This is a genomic window from Streptomyces alboflavus (assembly GCF_000716675.1).
In the GTDB taxonomy this organism is placed as follows: domain Bacteria; phylum Actinomycetota; class Actinomycetes; order Streptomycetales; family Streptomycetaceae; genus Streptomyces; species Streptomyces alboflavus.
The window spans coordinates 36,504-53,845 of sequence record NZ_JNXT01000028.1; the positions used below are offsets into that span (position 1 = coordinate 36,504).

Below are 17,342 nucleotides of genomic sequence, written 5' to 3' on the forward strand. Positions count from 1 at the left end.
ACTGTGGGATGGTGGTCCCGTGAACCTGGAGGACCTCGTCCGGCTGCGCCGCGCCCGTGACCGGATGGACCGTGAGTACGCACAGCCGCTCGACGTGCCGGAGCTGGCGCGCTTCGCGCTGATGTCGCCGGGCCACTTCTCGCGCAGCTTCCGCGCCGCCTTCGGCGAGACGCCGTACAGCTATCTGATGACGCGCCGGATCGAGCGGGCCAAGGCCCTCCTCCGGCGGGGCGACCTGTCGGTGACGGAGGTCTGCTTCGAGGTGGGCTGTACGTCGCTCGGCTCGTTCAGCTCCCGGTTCACGGAGCTGGTCGGCGAGAGCCCGTCCGCGTACCGGGCCCGCCCCCACGACGAGGGCGCCGCCGTGCCCGCCTGCATCGCCAAGATCCACACCAGGCCGATCAGGAACGGCAGGCCAAGGACGGATCCGCCCGCGGCCGACCGGCCCCGGCCCGACGGGCCCACGTCCGACCGGCCCACGTCCGACGGGCCCACGACCGACCGGCCCACGACCGATCAGGAATCGAGAAGCGCACCACAGCCACCGCCCGTAGCGTGAACGGCATGGACATCACGCTCTCCCAAGCCTTCATCGCCGTCGACGACCACGACAAGGCGCTCGCCTTCTACCGGGACGCGCTCGGCCTGGAGGTGCGCAACGACGTCGCCTTCGAGGGCATGCGCTGGGTGACCGTCGGCTCGCCGGCGCAGCCGGACGTGGAGGTCGTCCTGGAGCCGCCGCTCGCGGACCCGAACGCCTCCCCCGCCGACCGGCAGGCCATGGCGGAACTCCTCGCGAAGGGCCTGCTGCGCGGCGTGATCTTCCGGACCGACGACGTCGACGCCGTCTTCGAGCGGATCCGCGCCGCGGGCGGCGAAGTCCTCCAGGAGCCCATGGACCAGCCGTACGGCGTCCGCGACTGTGCCTTCCGCGACCCCGCGGGGAACATGCTGCGCTTCAACCAGCCCGCCAAGCAGTAGGCAGCCCGGCAGCAAGGAGACAGGACCACCATGGCCACCAGGACGGACCGCCGGTCGAGCGCGCCGCACGAAGCCGACAGCCACGACATGATCCGCGTGCACGGCGCCCGCGTGAACAACCTCAAAGACGTCACCATCGAGATCCCCAAGCGCAGGCTGACGGTGTTCACCGGCGTCTCCGGCTCGGGCAAGAGCTCGCTGGTGTTCGGCACGATCGCGGCGGAGTCGCAGCGGCTCATCAACGAGACGTACAGCGCCTTCCTGCAGGGCTTCATGCCGACCCTCGCGCGGCCCGAGGTCGACGTGCTCGACGGGCTCACCACCGTGATCACCGTCGACCAGCAGCGCATGGGGTCCGACCCGCGCTCCACGGTCGGCACCGCCACCGACGCCAACGCGATGCTGCGCATTCTCTTCAGCCGCCTCGGCAAGCCGCACATCGGCCCGCCGAGCGCCTACTCCTTCAACACCGCGTCGGTCCGGGCGAGCGGCGGGATCACCGTCGACCGCGGCGCGGCCAAGACCAAGACCGTGAAGGCGACCTTCAACCGCGTCGGCGGGATGTGCACGCGCTGCGAGGGCCGGGGCGCGGTCTCCGACATCGACCTCACCCAGCTCTACGACGACTCCAAGTCGATCGCCGAGGGCGCGTTCACCATCCCCGGCTGGAAGTCGGACAACGTGTGGACGGTGGGGCTCTACGCCCAGTCGGGCTTCCTCGACCCGAACAAGCCGATCCGCCGGTTCACCAAGAAGGAGATGCAGGACTTCCTCTACCGCGAGCCGGTCAAGGTGAAGGTCAACGGCGTCAACCTCACCTACGAAGGCCTGATCCCCAAGATCCAGAAGTCGTTCCTGTCCAAGGACAAGGAGGCGATGCAGCCGCACATCCGGGCGTTCGTGGAGCGGGCGGTCACCTTCACGACCTGCCCCGAGTGCGACGGGACGCGGCTCAGCGAGGGCGCGCGGTCCTCGAAGATCAAGCGCGTCAGCATCGCCGACGCCTGCGCGATGGAGATCAGGGACCTGGCGACCTGGGTCCGCGGTCTCAAGGAGCCGTCGGTGGCGCCGCTGCTCACCGCGCTCCAGGGGACGCTCGACTCCTTCGTGGAGCTGGGGCTCGGCTATCTCTCGCTCGACCGGGCCGCGGGCACGCTCTCCGGCGGTGAGGCGCAGCGCGTCAAGATGATCCGCCACCTCGGCTCCTCGCTCACCGACGTCACGTACGTCTTCGACGAGCCCACCATCGGCCTGCACCCGCACGACATCCAGCGGATGAACGAGCTGCTCCTGCGGCTGCGGAACAAGGGCAACACGGTGCTCGTCGTGGAGCACAAGCCGGAGGTCATCGCCATCGCCGACCACGTCGTGGACCTCGGCCCCGGCGCGGGCACGGGCGGCGGCGCGGTCTGCTTCGAGGGCACCGTCGCGGGGCTGCGGAAGAGCGACACCGTCACCGGCCGCCATCTCGACGACCGGGCCGCCGTCAAGGACGCGGTGCGCGAGCCCACCGGCACCCTGGAGATCCGCGGCGCGAGCGCGCACAACCTGCGGGACGTCGACGTCGACGTGCCCCTCGGGGTGCTCGTCGCCGTCACCGGCGTCGCGGGCTCCGGCAAGAGCTCCCTCGTGCACGGCTCGATCCCGGCCGACGCCGGCGTGGTGTCGATCGACCAGACCCCGATCCGCGGCTCACGGCGGAGCAACCCGGCGACGTACACCGGGCTGCTCGACCCGATCCGCAAGGCGTACGCGAAGGCCAACGGCGTGAAGCCCGCGCTGTTCAGCGCCAACTCCGAGGGCGCCTGCCCGACCTGCAACGGCGCGGGCGTCGTCTACACCGACCTCGGCATGATGGCCGGGGTCGCCACTCCTTGCGAGGACTGCGAGGGCAAGCGGTTCCAGGCCTCGGTGCTGGACTACCACCTCGGGGGCCGCGACATCAGCGAGGTGCTCGCGATGTCCGTGACCGAGGCCGAGGAGTTCTTCGGCTCCGGCGACGCGCACACCCCGGCCGCGCACAAGATCCTCGGCCGCCTCACCGACGTCGGGCTCGGCTACCTGACCCTCGGCCAGCCGCTCACCACCCTGTCGGGCGGCGAGCGGCAGCGCCTGAAGCTGGCCGCCCACATGGCGGAGAAGGGCGGCGACCAGCCCGTCTACGTCCTCGACGAGCCGACCGCGGGCCTCCACCTCGCCGATGTCGAGCAGCTGCTGGGCCTGCTCGACCGGCTCGTCGACGCCGGCAAGTCGGTCATCGTGGTCGAGCACCACCAGGCGGTCATGGCGCACGCCGACTGGATCATCGACCTGGGCCCGGGCGCGGGCCACGACGGCGGCGAGATCGTCTTCGAGGGCACGCCCGCCGATCTCGTCGCCGCCCGTGCCACGCTGACCGGCGAGCACCTCGCGGCCTATGTGGGCGCCTGAGGGCTGTCGGTGCCTGAGGGCCCGTCTGTGCCTGGGGCCTGTCGGTGCCTGAGGGCCTGTCTGTGAACCGCCGTCGTCCGCGCGGTCCACAGACAGGCTCCGCCCCGCTCAGCCGCGCGTGAACCGCAGCGTGACCAGCTCGAACGCCCGCAGTGACACGGTCACTTCGCCGTCGGCGAGCTCCGGGGCGGCCGCCTCGGCCAGCGGCCGCTCCAGGAGATCGACCGCCGCGACCGAACCGGCCGGGAAGCCCACGGACAGGGTGGCCTTGGCCCGCCCGCCCCGGGACTCGTGGAAGCGGACGACCACGTCGCCGCTGCCGTCGTCGGCGAGCTTGACCGCCGTGACCACGACGGCGTCGTTGTCGACGCCGACCAGCGGGGCGACGGGCGCGCCGCCGGTGAGGGTCCGCTCGGGCAGGTTGATCCGGTAGCCCTCGCGGACCGCGTCGCCGATGGTGGCGCCGGGCGCGAGCGCGTGCCGGAAGCGGTGCGTGCCCTGGTCGGTCTCGGGGTCGGGGAAGCGCGGGGCGCGCAGCAACGACACCCGCACCGTCGTGGTCGTCCCCGCGTCGCTTGCGCGGACGTCGCGGGTGACGTCGTGGCCGTACGTCGAGTCGTTGACCAGGGCGACGCCCCAGCCGGGCTCGTCGACGTGCACGAAGCGGTGGTTGCAGGCCTCGAACTTGGCGGCCTCCCAGCTGGTGTTGGTGTGGGTGGGCCGGTGGAAGTGCCCGAACTGGGTCTCCGAGGCGTACCGCTCGGCGTGCACGTCGAGCGGGAAGGCCAGCTTCAGGAACTTCTCCGTCTCGTGCCAGTCGACCTCGGTGTCGATGTCGAGGCGCCGCTCGCCGGGCGCGAGGGTGAGGACCTGCGTCATCCGCGAGGAGCCGAAGGCGCGCACGACCCGGACCGACGCGCCGTCGCCGGGCACGACCTCCTCGGCGTCCGTCAGGTCGGTGACGGAGTTCCGGTAGAACTCGTCGACGTCCCAGGCGTCCCACATGTTCGGGAAGTCGGCGTGCAGCTGCGGCAGGTTCACGGCCTGCCCGGGGGCGACGGTCTCGCGCCCGGCCTCGATGTCGTACGCTGAGACGACCAGGCCACGCCCGTCGATCTCGACCCGCAGCAGTCCGTTGTCGAGGACGTAACCGCCGTCCGCGCGGGCGGCGATGGCGGACTGGCCCGAGGCCACGGGCAGGGCGGCGCCGCCCGCGGGCACACCGTCGCGGGCGTGCGGCGCGGAGTTGAACACCAGGGCGCTGGTGCCCTCCCCCGCGAGGGCGCGCTGGGCCGCGGCGATGATGCCGTTCAGGTCGGCGGCGACCGCCGCGTAGGTGGCGCGGGCCTCGCGGTGCACCCAGGCGATCGACGAGCCGGGCAGGATGTCGTGGAACTGGTGCAGCAGCACCGTCTTCCAGATCCGGTCCAACTCCTCGTAGGGGTACGGGAATCCGGCGCGCACCGCGGCCGTGGCCGCCCACAGCTCCGCCTCCCGGAGCAGGTGCTCGCTGCGGCGGTTGCCCTGCTTGGTGCCGGCCTGGCTGGTGAGGGTGGCGCGGTGCAGCTCCAGGTACAGCTCGCCGACCCAGACCGGCGCGTTCGGGTACTCGGCCTCGGCCTTCTCGAAGAACGCCGCCGGGGTCTCCCACTGGACGGTCGCCGAGCCCTCCAGGTTCCGCAGGCGGCCCGCCTTGGCGATCATCTCGCGGGTGGTGCCGCCACCGCCGTCGCCCCAGCCGGTGGGCGCGAGCGAGTGCCGGGCGACACCCTTGTCCTTGAAGTTCTTGGCCGCGTGGGCGATCTCGCTGCCCTTCATGGAGCAGTTGTACGTGTCCACGGGCGGGAAGTGCGTGAAGATCCGGGTGCCGTCGATGCCCTCCCACTGGAAGGTGTGGTGCGGGAACTTGTTGGTCTGCGACCAGGAGATCTTCTGCGTGAGCAGCCACTTGGCGCCCGCCGCCTTGATGATCTGCGGCAGGCCCGCGGCGAAGCCGAAGGTGTCCGGCAGCCACGCCTCGTCGTTCTCGACGCCGAACTCGTCCAGGAAGAACCGCTTGCCGTGCACGAACTGACGGGCCATCGCCTCCGAGCCCGGCATGTTGGTGTCCGACTCGACCCACATGCCGCCGGTCGGCACGAACCGCCCGTCGGCCACGGCCTTCTTGACCTTCGCCCACACCTCGGGCCGGTGCTCCTTGATCCACGCCCACTGCTGCGCCTGCGACATGGCGAAGACGAAGTCCGGCTCGTCCTCGAGGAGCGCCGTCATGTTCGACGTCGTCCGCGCCACCTTGCGCACCGTCTCCCGCAGCGGCCACAGCCAGGCGGAGTCGATGTGCGCGTGTCCGACCGCGCTGATGCGGTGCGCCGAGTCGTGCGCGGGGGCGGCGAGCACGCCCTCCAGCTCGGCGCGGGCGGCTGCCGCCGAGCCGTTCACGTCCTGGAGGTCCACCGCGTCCAGGGCGCGGTCGACGGCCCGCAGGATCTCGTGGCGGCGGCCGGAGTCCTCCGGGAGCTCCTGCATCAGCTCGCCCAGGACCTCCAGGTCGACGACGAGCTGCCACACCGTCTCGTCGAACACCGCCAGGTCCATGCGTTCCAGGCGGTACTGCGGCTCGCTGCCCGCCGTCTCCTTGTCACCCAGCTGCGTCGGCAGGAAGGGGTGGTAGTCGAGGATCACCGGGTTCGACGCCGCCTCGATGTGCAGGCGCACCTCCTCGCCGCCCGCCGCCGGGGTCGCTATCCGCACCCACTGGTTGCGGGGGTTCAGGCCCTTCACCGGGGTGCCGTCCGGGCGGTACACCAGGCCCTCGCACTGGAAGCCCGGCATGTTCTCGTCGAAGCCGAGGTCCAGGATCGCCTCGACGGTCTTCCCCGCCCACTCCTGCGGGACCGTGCCCGTCACCCGGAACCAGCTGGTGCCCCACGGGGCGCCCCAGCGGGCGCCCACCGTGGTCGGCTCCGGTTCCGCGGCCAGGCCCTCGGCCACGGGGACCGGTTCGCCCGGGGCGTTCCAGACTGCTACGTCCAGGGGGACGGAGTGGGGGTAGACGGCGGGGCGGATGCGCTCGTCGAGGACACGCTTGAGGCGGCCCTCGACGAGGCGGCGGTCGTCGTGCATGTGGGGTACTCCGTGGGTCGGGGGGGTGGTGTGTGTGGTGGTGCGGTGCGGTGTGGTGGGCCCTGCCGGGGGCTCCCCGATCCCGCCCCTTCCCGAAACCGGGGGCGCTGCCCCCGGGCCCCCGGGGTGGGGGTCCCGGGCGGGTGGGACAGCCTCCGCCGAATCGCCGCTTCGCGGCTCGTCCTCAATCGCCGGACGGGCTGAGAGGTTGCCGGGGCGGGCTGGGAATGTGCCGGTAAGTATCAGCCCGTCCGGCGTTTGAGGACGAGGCGCGGAGCGCCGATACGGGGGTCCAGGGGGCGGAGCCCCCGGTTTCGGGACGGGGTGGGATCGGGGAAAGCCCCGCAGGGCCCGCCTCAGCCCAGGACCTCGGACGGCCGCACCACCTCCCCGATGCCCCGCGCGGCGAGGTACGCCGCGTCACCCACCCGCTCCGCGAGGACGAACGCGGGCCGCACCCCGTCCGCGACGAGCCGCGCGAAGGCCTCGAACACGGCCCCGCCGGGCGCGCACACGGACCGCCGCGAGAAGTCGGGACCGGCGTCGACGACGAGCGCGGTGGGACGGGGCGCCGGCGCCGGACGCCCGTCGCGCCACTCCTTGGCGAGCCGCGCGAGGGACTCCCCGGCGGGCTTGACGCGCCCGTCGTTGGTGAGCAGGCCGAGGCTGTACTCGAGCTCGGGGAAGTCGGCGAGGGAGCGGGAGACGTCGTGGGAGCACCACCACGTGACCCCCCACACGTCCCCGCAGTCGAGCGCGGCGGCGACGGTGGCCTCGGTGAAGGCGGCAGCGTCCGCGGCGGGGATGAGGGGGGCGGGCGCGCCGACCTCCTGGAGCCAGACGGGCCGGCCTGGTTCGAGGGCCCAGGCCTTGGACAGCTCGATCATGTAGGCGGCGTGCTGCCCGGTGACGGCGGCGGCGCGCCCGTGCCGCTGGGCGGTGCCGTTGAAGACCCAGGAGTGGACGGCGGTGACGCCCCCGAGCCGGGCGGCCTGGGCGGGCGTGAAGGGCTGGTCGTCCTGGTACCAGGCGGCGTCGTACTCGGCGTGCAGGTGCAGCCGCCCGGGGGCGCCCTCCTCGCAGGCGGCGAGGACCTCGGTGAGCCAGGCGTCGGCCTGCTCCGGGGTGATGCGGTCGGGGTCGGGGTGCGGCCCGGCGGCGAACTGGTTGATCTCGTTGCCGATGGTCATGCCGATGAAGTTGGGCCGGTCGGCGAGCGCGGCGGCGAGGGTGCGCAGATAGGCGCACTGGCCGGACACCACGTCCGGGTCGGTGAAGAGGTTGCGCCGGTGCCAGGTCTGCGTCCACGCGGGCAGGAAGTCGAAGCTCGACAGATGGCCCTGGAGCCCGTCGACGTTCACGTCGAGCCCCCGCTCGGCGGCGGCGTCGGCGAGGGCGACGAGCTGCTCGACGGCGCGCGGCCGGATCAGGGTGCGGTTGGGCTGGAAGTACGGCCAGATCGGGAAGACCCGGACGTGGTCGAGCCCGAGGGCGGCGACGGCGTCGAGGTCACGGCGTACGGCGTCGATGTCGAAGTCCAGCCAGTGGTGGAACCACCCCTGGCTCGGGGTGTAGTTGGCGCCGAAGCGGGGCGGTGCGGCGGGGGCCGCGCCGCGCTGGTCGTCAGACGTCATGCGGATCCTGGTTCTTGGGGCGCTGGTGCGGGAACGGGTGCGGGGTGCCGGGCCTCAGCCCTTGACCGCTCCCTCGCCGACGCCGCGGAAGAAGTACCGCTGGAGGCAGGCGAAGAGCACGATCAGCGGCAGGACGGCGATCACGGTGCCCGCGGCGACGAGGCGTTCGTCGTTGGCGAAGGTGCCGTGCAGGTAGTTGAGGCCGATGGTGAGGGTGAACTTGTCGGGGTCGCTGAGCACGATGAGGGGCCACAGGAAGTCGTCCCAGGCGCCCATGAAGGCGAAGATGGCGACGACGGCGAGGGTGCCCTTCACGGCGGGCAGGGCGATGCGGAAGAACCGCTGCCACACGTTCGCCCCGTCGACGAAGGCGGCTTCCTCCACCTCGTAGGGCAGGTTGAGGAAGGCGTTGCGCATCAGGAGCACGTTGAGTGCGGAGATGCAGCCGGGCAGCAGCACGCCGATGAGGGTGTTGTTGAGTTCGAGGTCCCGCATCGTCGTGAACTGGGCGATGATGATGCCCTCGACGGGCACCAGCATGGCGAGGATGAACACGAGTGTGGCGGCCTTGCGGCCGCGGTAGCGCAGCCGGGCGAGGGCGTAGCCGGCGAGGGCGGCGCCCACGCAGTTGGTGAAGACGTTCGCGGCGGCGACCTTCAGGGAGTTGAGGGCGTAGTCCCAGACGGGGATGGTGTCGGCGACGCGTTCGTAGTTGTGCAGGGTCGGGTCGGAGGGCAGGAAGCTCGGCGGGGAGCTGAAGATGTTCTCGTGCGGGCCCTTCAGCGAGGTGGAGAGCTGCCACAGGAACGGCCCGATCATCAGGGCGAGCATGACGAGGAGCAGGGTGTAGCGCAGGGCCAGCTCCCACAGGGGCATGCGGCGCCCGTTCTCGTCGGTGACCCGGCGGCGCCGCCCGCGCGCACGCGGCGCCTTCTCGGCCGGGTCCGCCGTGCGCTCAGGGGTGTCCTTGGTGGTGGTCGTCGGCGCGGGCATCACTTGTCCTCCTTCCGGTCCGCGCGCAGCACGAGCAGCATCAGCGCGACGGTGACGACGAAGATGACCACGGAGATCGCGGAGGCGTAGCCGACGCGGCCGGTGAGGCCGGTGCCGGTGCGCTGGACCAGCATGACGAGGGTGGTGTCCTCGCCCGCGGGTCCGCCGGTCGGGCCCGCCATCAGATAGACCTCGGAGAAGACCTTGAAGGCGGCGACGGAGGACAGCGCGGCGACCAGGACCATGGTGGAGCGGACGGCCGGGACGGTGACGGAGAGGAACCGGCGCACCGGCCCGGCACCGTCCACGGCGGCGGCCTCGTGCAGTTCGCGGGGCACGTTGGCGAGCGCCGCGAGATAAATGATCATGTAGTAGCCGAGGCCCTTCCAGACCGTGACGGCCATGGCGGAGAACAGCAGCAGCCACTGGTCGCTGAGGAAGCCGACCTTCCCCGCGCCCACCGCCTCCAGGACGGCGTTCACCAGGCCGCGTTCGTCGAGCATCCACACCCAGATCAGGCCGACCACGACGATGGAGGCGACCACCGGGGTGTAGAAGGCCGACCGGAAGAACGTGATGCCGGGGATCTGCTTCTGCACGAGCAGGGCGAGCAGCAGCGGGAGCACGACCAGGGCGGGCACCACCACCAGGACGTACAGCGTGCTGTTGCGCAGGCCGATCCAGAACATGTCGTCGTGCAGCAGCTCACGGAAGTTCGCGAGACCGACGTACTTGCCCTCGACCAACTGCCGTTTGTCCGTGAAGGAGTTGATGATGGTGCTGACGAACGGATAGAGGATGAACACGCCGACGACGGCGAGGCCGGGTGCGGCGAACAGCCAGGGGCTGGTGACGAGTTGACGGCGGATGCGGCGCGGGGCCGCCGCTTTCGAGGCCCTGGCGGGGCGGGTGGTGGCCGGTGCGGGGGCGGCTGCTGTGCTCTTCATGTGCTCAGGGCTCAGCTCTGCTTCAGCAGCCGGTCGCAGGCCTTGACAGCGTTGTCAAGCGCTTCCTTCGGGCTCTGCTTGCCCTGCAGGGCGCGGGCGACGGCGTTGCGCAGCTCGATCTTCATCTGCTCGCTGAACAGGACCGGCGTGTAGTTCACGGCCGTCTTCAGGGACTTGGCGGCGGCGATGCGCACCCGGGTCTCGTCCGAGCCGTCCTGCTTGGTGAAGTACGGGTCGTCCAGGGAGCCCTTGGTGCTGGGGAAGATGGCGACCTTCTTGGCGAAGGACATCTGGCGCTGCGCGTCGGTGACGAAGTGCGCGAAGGCGACGGCGGCGGGCGTCCGCTTGGTGCGGGTGTTCACCATCACGCCCATCACGTACATGTTGTCCTTGCCGGTGCTGCTGATCTGCGGCGTGATGCCGATGTTCTTGTAGAGCCGGGGCGCGTCCTTCTTGAACTTCTCCAGGTCCAGGGCGCTGCCGGGGTTCATGGCGACGGCCTCGGTGAGGAACTTCTTGCCCGTCGACTCCGGCGTGGCGGTGAGGGCCTGCCCGTCCAGGGCCTTCGCGTCGTACAACTCCTTGTACTTGGTGAGGAGTTCGACGCCCTTGGTGTCGTTGAAGGTGAAGCCGGTGCCCTCCTTGTTCATCAGGGGCACGCCGTAGCGGCCGAAGTCCTCGATCGTCGGGACGTTGGCGAGGGTGGCGACCTTGCCCTTGCTCTTCTTCGCCAGCTCCTCGGCGTCGTCGAACAGCTCGTCGTAGGTCTTCGGCGGCTTGTTCGCGTCCAGGCCAGCGTCCTTGAACAGGCGCTTGTTGTAGAACAGCGGCCCGGTGTTCAGGTACCAGGGGAAGGCGTACGTGCCCTCAAGGCCCGGCACCTGGTGGCTCTTCCAGGCACCCGGCAGGTACTCCTTCTCGTACTTGCCCGCCGACTTGTCGAGGTCGAGGGCGATCCCGGCCTTGGCGAGCGGGGCCACCAGGTCGGGCGAGACGTTCACGACGTCGGGCAGGGTGCCCCCGGCGGCGTCGGCGCTGATCTTGTCGGCGTAGCCCTCGCCGGGCTGGTCGACCCACTTCACCTTCGCGTCCGGGTACTTCTGCTCGAAGTCGTCGATCAGACCCTCGAAGTAGGACTTGAAATTGGCCTTCAGGTTCCAGGTCTGGAAGGTGATCTCGCCCTCGACCTTGCCGGAGGCGTCGGACGAGCCGCCCTCGTCGCCGCCGCACGCGCTCAGCGGCAGCATCACGGCGGCGAGCGCGGCGGCGACGACCGCCCTGCGGGGGCTTCTGGATATCCGGGAATGACGCACGGTGAACGGCTCCTTTGCTCGGCCCGGCGTGGGCGGTCACGACCTCGGTCCGCGGCGCAGGCCGCGGCGAATCGTGCCGAGGCAGACCCTGCATGGCGCGGAAGTAAAAAGTCAATGGATTGGTGACGATTTGCTGTTCCGGATCCCGTTCGCGGGTACGAACTCGCAGCTCAGAAGGGATGGTTGAATCCCTTGCGAGGAACAGCTAATGCGCTTTAGGCTGACCGGGCTCAAGCGCATTAGTACGTACGAGGTCGAGCCGCCGTACGTACCCGGCAAGGCATGCGTGTACCGCGGCAGGGACCCTGCGTAACGCCGCAGGCGGAAAGGGGCAACGCGTGCAAGGCAAGCGGTCACCGGCACGCCGGCCGACCATGAAGGACATCGCACGGCGCGCCGGAGTCTCCGAGAGCGCCGTCTCCTTCGCGCTCAACGACCGTCCCGGCGTCTCCGACATCACCCGCGACCGGGTGCGCAGGGTCGCCGAGCAGCTGGGCTGGCGCCCGAGCACCGCGGCCCGCGCCCTGTCCGGCGAGGGCGCGGCGACGGTCGGCCTGGTGGTGGCGCGGCCCGCGGCCACGCTCGGCGTCGACTCGTTCTTCCTCCAGCTGATCTCCGGGGTCCAGGAGGTCCTGGCCGAGCGCCAACTCGGGCTGCTCTTCCAGGTCGTGGAGGACGTCGAGGCGGAGTGCGCGGTGTACCGGCGGTGGTGGGCCGAGCACCGCGTGGACGGGGTCCTCGTCGTGGACCCGCGCACGGACGACCCACGGCCCGCGCTGCTGTCGGAGCTGGGCATTCCGGCGGTCGTCACCGGCGGTGTGCCCGACCCCGAGAGCGCCCCGCGCCCGGGCCTCTCCACCGTCTGGGCCGACGACGCGGGCGCGATGGCGTCCGTCGTCGGCCACCTGCACGCCCTCGGCCACCGCCGCGTCGTGCACATCGCCGGGCTGCCCGGCCTCGCGCACACCGAGCGCCGCATCCGCACCCTCCGGGCGGAGGCCGACCGGCGCGGCCTGACCGAGGTGCGCTCGGTGACCACGGACTACTCGGACTCCGAGGGCGCCGCGGTCACGCGCCGCGTCCTCGGTTCGGGGACACCGCCGACGGCCCTGGTGTACGACAACGACGTGATGGCGGTGGCCGGGGTGGCCGCCGCGGCCTCCCTCGGCTTCGGCGTGCCGGACGACGTGTCGGTGGTGGCCTGGGAGGACTCGGCGCTGTGCCGGATGGTGCACCCGTGGCTCACCGCGCTGTCCCGCGACACGGTGTCCTTCGGCCGGACGGCGGCGCGCGAACTCCTCCGGCTCCTCGACGACGGCCCGTCGGAGACGGTGCAGGTGCCGCTGCCGCGGCTGATCGAGCGGGAGAGCACGGGGGCGGTGCGGGGGACTGCGTCCGGCTAAGGTCAGGGGCCCGGTGGCCGGACGGCGTCCGGCTGAGGCCTGGTGGCGCCCGGTGGCCCGGTGGCTTCCGGGAGACCCGGCGGTCCGGTGGCGTGCCGGAGAGACCGGTGGCCCGGAGGCATCCGGCAGACCCCGGCGGCCCGGTGGGGTTCCGGCACACCCCGGCGGTCCGGGGGCCGTCCGGCAGACACCAACGGCCCGGTGGCGGCCCACGCCCCCTGCGGCCCGACGGGCATCCAACAGACCCCGGCAGCCCCGTGGCGTCAGGGAGACTGGGGCCATGGAGCTGACGGAGACACTGCGGATCAGCGAGGCGCTCGGCCGTGCGGTGGTCGGGGCGCGCCCGCTGGCGGGCGGGTTCTCCCACGAGACGGCGCTGCTCGAACTCGCCGGTGGCGGGCGTGTGGTCGCGCGGCTCGGCGGGGCCGCGCCCGCCGTGGAGGCCGCGGTGATGGCGGCGGGCCGGGCCCGGGTGCCGGTGCCCGAGGTGCTGCACGTGCTGCCCGCCGTGGTGGAGCCGGAGGAGGCCCGCGCCGCGATGGTCCTGGAGTACGTGCCGGGGACGCCGCTCAGCCATGTGCTCGGCGGCGGCGGGGTCGACCGGGACTCCCTGACCGCGCTCGGCACCGAGGTCGGCCGTGTGGTCGCCCGCGTCGGGACCGTGACGTTCGACCGGCCCGGCTTCTTCACGGACGACCGGCTCACGGTCGGCCGGGACGAGCAGCCCTGGTCGCGGCAGTTGCCGGAGGTCGCCGAGGCGTGCGTGGCCGCGGTGCCCGAGGACCGGCTCGACGCGGCCACGCGGCGGGCCTGGGTGAAGCTGTGCGAGGCCCACGCACCCGCCCTCGAACGCGTGGACCACGAGGCGTGCCTGGTGCACGCCGACATCAACCCCAAGAACATCCTGGTGTCGCGGACGGGGCCGGGCTGGCGCGTGGACGCCGTCCTGGACTGGGAGTTCGCCTACTCCGGCTGCCCGTACGGGGACGCGGCGAACATGCTGCGGTTCGGGGACGCCTACCCCGACGGGTTCCTCGACGGCTTCCGCGCTGGATTCCGTACGGGATTCCGCACGGGGGAACACGCCCGTCCCCTCGACGCGGACTGGGAGTACCTGGGCCGGGTCCTCGACCTGTTCGCCCTCAGCGACCTGGTGACACGCCCGCAGGGACACGAGGTCGCGGACGCGGCGGCCGAGGTGGTGCGGCGGTGGGTGGTGCGGCCGTTCACGTGAGGGCGAGGAACACGAACTCCCGGCCCGGCCGGTCGGGCGCGTCGCGTACGTCCACCACCGTGTACCCCTCGGCGACCAGGTCCGCCTCGACCTCCTCGCGCTCGCGGAACCGCAGCGTCGAGTCCGACGTGAGGACCTGCCCGTCCGACGCGAACACGTAGCTCCACCGGAACGTCACCAACGGCCCGTCGACCCCGACCAGGTCCACCCAGCTCTCGACGGCGCCGACTCCGGGCACGTCCGTCACCCCGTACGAGGCCTCGCGGTTCCACTCCTGCCAGGCGCGCCGCGACGGCACACGCGTCTCGAACACGAGGTGCCCGCCCGGACGCAGCGCCGCGCGGGCTCCCCTCAGGGTCCCCCGCCACTCCCCCGGATCGGTGATCGCCTGGGCGACGTTCGCCGTCATCGTCGCGAGGTCGGCCCTGAGCGGCGGCAGCGCCGTCGCGTCGCCGTGGATCCACCGCACCCGCTCGGCGCCCGCCTTGGCCCTGGCCACGTCCAGGGAGGCCGCAGCCGGATCGACACCGACGACGTCGACGCCCCGCGCGGCGAGGAGCAGCGCGAACACGCCGGTGCCGCAGCCGATGTCCAGGACCTGCCGGGCCCCGAACTCCTCGGCCAGGCGCAGATACGGGTCGAGGTCGCGGCGGTCGGGGTCGAGCGGGTCGTAGAGCGCGGCCAGGCGCGGGTCCTGGAAATGTTCGGATGCCATGGCGGCGAAGGTATCCGGAGGCGGCGGCCCGGGCAGGGAATTTTCCTTCCGGCGGCCCCGGCCCGGCGACGGACCAGCCCTGCCGCCGGACCAACCCCGGGCAACGGACCGGCTCCACCCCGGCCAGGACGGCCCCCGGCCCCGGCCAGGGCGGACCCCCACCGACGCCCCGCGTCAGGGACGAGGCTCCACGGCCTCCCGCCCACCGTCAGGCACCGCCGGATCCGCCACCTCCGCCACCGGCACCTCCGCCCCCGGCACCTCAGCCGCCGCCACCTCGGCCCCCGGCAGCGTCGCCCGCCGCAGCCCCGGCACGCACACCGCCACGAGCACCGCCGCCACGGCGCACACCGCGCCGTTGACCACCGCCGCGCCCGCCGGGCTGAACCACCGCGCCACCACCGCGACTTCCACGTCGCCGACCACGTCGCCCGTGGTGCCCTGGGTGGTGAGGACGCCGACGACGCGCCCGCGCAGCCGGTCGGGGGTGTGGTGCTGGACGAGGGCGTACTCCAGGATCTCGTGGACCGTGCCCGCCGCGCCCGCGACCGCCAGCATCACGACGGCGACCGCCACCTGGCCGCTGAGGCCGAACCCGATGGTCGCGAGGCCGCCGACGCACGCGGCGGCGAGCAGCATCCGCCCCGGGCGCGCGGTCCGCGTGACCCAGCCGCTGGTCGCCGAGACGAGGACCGCGCCCACGGCGGGGGCGGTGTACAGCAGGCCGAGCATGACCTCGCCGCCGCCGAAGCGGGTGTCCACGATCTCCGGGAACAGGACCACCGGCAGGTTGAACAGGGCGGTGGCGCCGCCCAGGACCAGGAGGCCGCCGACGACGCGGTTGCGCGCGGCGTACCGGAACGCGACGAGCAGCGAACCGCTGTCGCCCGCCACGCCGTTGCCGGAGGTGCCGTCGGCGCTCTCACGCGGGACCGCCCCGGGCGTCTCGTCCGGAGTCGCGTCGAGGGTCGGCGGCAGCGGTCCCACCCTGCGGAGCAGCAGCGTCGTCACCCCCGTGGTCACAGCGGTGAACGTGAACACAGGACCCGGGCCGCCCAGGGCGAGCAGCACCCCGCCGAGGAACGGCGCCGCGATCGAGCCGATCTCGCCGGTGAGGGAGATCAGGGCCCCGGCGGCGGGGAGTTGGTCGGGGCGTACGAGGGTCGGCGCGACCGCCATGAGCGCGGTGACGCTCACGCCGGTGGCCAGACCGTCGAGGGCCACGCACACGAAGATCGCCCACAGCCGGGGCTCGGACAGGAAGGCGTTGACGGCGAGGCCCGCGAAGGCGACGGCGGCGCAGGACCGGGCGCGGACGATGAGGAGGCGCCGGTCGGTGCGGTCGGCCGCGAGGCCGCCCCACAGCGATCCCAGGAGCACCGTGACGCTCATGATCATGCTGGTGACGGCGACCTGGAACGTGGCCCCCGTGAGCGCGTAGACCTGCGCGGACAGAGCGACCGCCGCCATGCCGAGGCCGAAGAGCGACACGACGCGGGCGACGAAGATGGCGCGGAAGTCGGCGCTGGTGCGCAGCGGTTCGACGTCGATGAGGAGGTCACGCGCCCGCACGGAGGATCCCTGTGGGGGCGGGAAGGGCGGCTGCAGCGGCCATGGTCGTGTCCTCATTTCCGGATGTCCCGAACCGCCCACGCGATAAGGCGAGCCTTACCTAATGATCGATTCGCGTCCGGAGTCAAGTCGGGCCGCGGGCGCCCGAATCGGGACGAACCAGGGCCTCGCGCTCACCCCGCGGCGCGCCCCCGCACCGCAACGGAAGCGCCGGTTCCGGGACTGCTCCCCTCCGCCCGCGCCCGCGCGTAGGCGCCCGGCGTCCGCCCGAAGTGCTTGCGGAACGCGAGGATGTAGCCGTTCGTGCTCACGAACCCCACCCGGGCCGCGACCGCGCCCACTTGGTGCCCCTGGGCGAGGAGCGTGAGCGACTGGTTGAGGCGCAGCCGGGTGCGCCACTCGGAGAAGGGGAGCCCCGTCTCGGCGCGGAAGGCGCGGCGCAGGCTCGTCGAGCTGGTGAAGAGGCGCTCCGCCCACTCCGACGCGGTCCGCTGGTCGTCGGGCCGCCGCAGCAGCGCCCCCGCCACCGCCCGGGCCGCGCGGCTCGTGGGCTGCGGCAGCGGCAGGCAGTCCGCCTGGCCGTCCGTCAGGGCGGTGAACAGGGAGGCGTCGTCGGCCGCCGCCCCCGGCACGTCAGCGTCGCGCATGCGGCCGAGGAGCACGCGGCGCTGGGCCGCGCTCACGTTCACGAGCGTCGCGCCGCCGTACGGCAGGTGGTGTCGCGCGGGATCGAACGTCTCGCTGAGCACCAGCGCGTCGGGGTCGAAGCGGGCGCTGTGCGGCAGGCCCGCGGGCAGCCACACGGCGACCGAGGGCGACAGTTCGTAGTCCACGCCGCGGGCCGTGACGACGATGCGTCCGAGCGGCACATAGAGGAACTGGTGGGTGTCGTGGACGTGCGTCGGATGCCCCTCCGGCGTCACGAAGTCGTCGTCCGGCCACACCGTTTCGTACCGCGCGTCCGCCCTCACCGATTCCCCCTGACCTCGGAGTGCAT

Annotated in this window: 12 protein-coding genes and 1 pseudogene; 5 read left to right on the forward strand and 8 right to left on the reverse strand. The window is 72.3% G+C overall.

Translation table 11 applies throughout. The features are described from left to right. Nucleotides 1-19: 19 nt before the first annotated feature. The 3 genes and pseudogenes from OO63_RS21730 to OO63_RS21740 all read left to right on the forward strand — a co-directional run. Nucleotides 20-454, forward strand: a pseudogene (locus OO63_RS21730) (helix-turn-helix transcriptional regulator); the annotation flags it as partial. Nucleotides 455-564: 110 nt separating this feature from the next. After that, the gene (locus OO63_RS21735; protein WP_030360834.1) at nt 565-981 is read left to right on the forward strand and encodes a VOC family protein; all 417 of its coding nucleotides are present in this window, start codon (nt 565-567) and stop codon (nt 979-981) included. 30 nt (nt 982-1,011) lie between these two features. Further along, nucleotides 1,012-3,411 carry an ATP-binding cassette domain-containing protein gene (locus OO63_RS21740; protein WP_030360835.1) on the forward strand — a complete coding sequence of 800 codons (2,400 nt, stop codon included), beginning with the start codon at nt 1,012-1,014 and terminating at the stop codon, nt 3,409-3,411. A gap of 108 nt (nt 3,412-3,519) precedes the next feature. Here the strand turns inward: OO63_RS21740 and OO63_RS21745 are convergent, their stop codons facing one another. From OO63_RS21745 to OO63_RS21765, 5 genes are all read right to left on the reverse strand, one after another. After that, nucleotides 3,520-6,534 (reverse strand): alpha-mannosidase, encoded by a 3,015-nt coding sequence (locus tag OO63_RS21745; protein WP_030360836.1) that lies wholly within the window; start codon nt 6,532-6,534, stop codon nt 3,520-3,522. Between the two features lie 356 nt (nt 6,535-6,890). Continuing rightward, a complete protein-coding gene (locus tag OO63_RS21750) occupies nt 6,891-8,168 on the reverse strand; it encodes a glycoside hydrolase 5 family protein (protein WP_030360837.1) in 1,278 nt (425 codons plus the stop codon). Nucleotides 8,169-8,222: 54 nt separating this feature from the next. Beyond that, entirely contained in the window at nt 8,223-9,161 is a 939-nt protein-coding gene (locus OO63_RS21755; protein WP_030360838.1) for a carbohydrate ABC transporter permease, read from the reverse strand. Next, nucleotides 9,161-10,108: a carbohydrate ABC transporter permease gene (locus OO63_RS21760; protein ID WP_030360839.1), complete on the reverse strand. Its 948-nt coding sequence runs from the start codon at nt 10,106-10,108 to the stop codon at nt 9,161-9,163. Before OO63_RS21760 ends, OO63_RS21755 begins: the two co-directional genes overlap by 1 nt. Before the next feature lie 11 nt (nt 10,109-10,119). Beyond that, nucleotides 10,120-11,355: an ABC transporter substrate-binding protein gene (locus tag OO63_RS21765; protein WP_051811076.1), complete on the reverse strand. Its 1,236-nt coding sequence runs from the start codon at nt 11,353-11,355 to the stop codon at nt 10,120-10,122. Between the two features lie 440 nt (nt 11,356-11,795). On the opposite strand from OO63_RS21765, the gene OO63_RS21770 reads away from it, so the two are divergent. Together OO63_RS21770 and OO63_RS21775 are read left to right on the forward strand one after the other, a co-directional pair. Next, nucleotides 11,796-12,824, forward strand: coding sequence for a LacI family DNA-binding transcriptional regulator (locus OO63_RS21770; RefSeq protein ID WP_051811077.1), 1,029 nt, complete (start codon nt 11,796-11,798; stop codon nt 12,822-12,824). Nucleotides 12,825-13,104: 280 nt separating this feature from the next. Continuing rightward, nucleotides 13,105-14,058 carry a phosphotransferase gene (locus tag OO63_RS21775; protein ID WP_030360842.1) on the forward strand — a complete coding sequence of 318 codons (954 nt, stop codon included), beginning with the start codon at nt 13,105-13,107 and terminating at the stop codon, nt 14,056-14,058. Here the strand turns inward: OO63_RS21775 and OO63_RS21780 are convergent. From OO63_RS21780 to OO63_RS21790, 3 genes are all read right to left on the reverse strand, one after another. Beyond that, entirely contained in the window at nt 14,051-14,773 is a 723-nt protein-coding gene (locus OO63_RS21780) for a class I SAM-dependent methyltransferase (RefSeq protein ID WP_030360843.1), read from the reverse strand. The two genes, OO63_RS21775 and OO63_RS21780, sit on opposite strands and share 8 nt — an antisense overlap. A gap of 174 nt (nt 14,774-14,947) precedes the next feature. Beyond that, on the reverse strand, nt 14,948-16,345 hold the full coding sequence (locus OO63_RS21785; RefSeq protein WP_078619278.1) for an MFS transporter: 1,398 nt from the start codon (nt 16,343-16,345) through the stop codon (nt 14,948-14,950). A gap of 173 nt (nt 16,346-16,518) precedes the next feature. Continuing rightward, complete coding sequence (locus OO63_RS21790; protein ID WP_051811070.1) at nt 16,519-17,316, reverse strand: helix-turn-helix domain-containing protein; 798 nt, start codon at nt 17,314-17,316, stop codon at nt 16,519-16,521. Nucleotides 17,317-17,342 lie beyond the last annotated feature (26 nt).

What these genes read in the sequence shown, in the direction of transcription:
- OO63_RS21735 (WP_030360834.1), top strand. Translation starts at nt 565, where the DNA reads ATGGACATCACGCTCTCCCAAGCCTTCATCGCCGTCGACGACCACGAC.
- OO63_RS21740 (WP_030360835.1), top strand. Translation starts at nt 1,012, where the DNA reads ATGGCCACCAGGACGGACCGCCGGTCGAGCGCGCCGCACGAAGCCGAC.
- OO63_RS21745 (WP_030360836.1), bottom strand. Translation starts at nt 6,534, where the DNA reads ATGCACGACGACCGCCGCCTCGTCGAGGGCCGCCTCAAGCGTGTCCTC.
- OO63_RS21750 (WP_030360837.1), bottom strand. Translation starts at nt 8,168, where the DNA reads ATGACGTCTGACGACCAGCGCGGCGCGGCCCCCGCCGCACCGCCCCGC.
- OO63_RS21755 (WP_030360838.1), bottom strand. Translation starts at nt 9,161, where the DNA reads ATGCCCGCGCCGACGACCACCACCAAGGACACCCCTGAGCGCACGGCG.
- OO63_RS21760 (WP_030360839.1), bottom strand. Translation starts at nt 10,108, where the DNA reads ATGAAGAGCACAGCAGCCGCCCCCGCACCGGCCACCACCCGCCCCGCC.
- OO63_RS21765 (WP_051811076.1), bottom strand. Translation starts at nt 11,355, where the DNA reads ATGCTGCCGCTGAGCGCGTGCGGCGGCGACGAGGGCGGCTCGTCCGAC.
- OO63_RS21770 (WP_051811077.1), top strand. Translation starts at nt 11,796, where the DNA reads ATGAAGGACATCGCACGGCGCGCCGGAGTCTCCGAGAGCGCCGTCTCC.
- OO63_RS21775 (WP_030360842.1), top strand. Translation starts at nt 13,105, where the DNA reads ATGGAGCTGACGGAGACACTGCGGATCAGCGAGGCGCTCGGCCGTGCG.
- OO63_RS21780 (WP_030360843.1), bottom strand. Translation starts at nt 14,773, where the DNA reads ATGGCATCCGAACATTTCCAGGACCCGCGCCTGGCCGCGCTCTACGAC.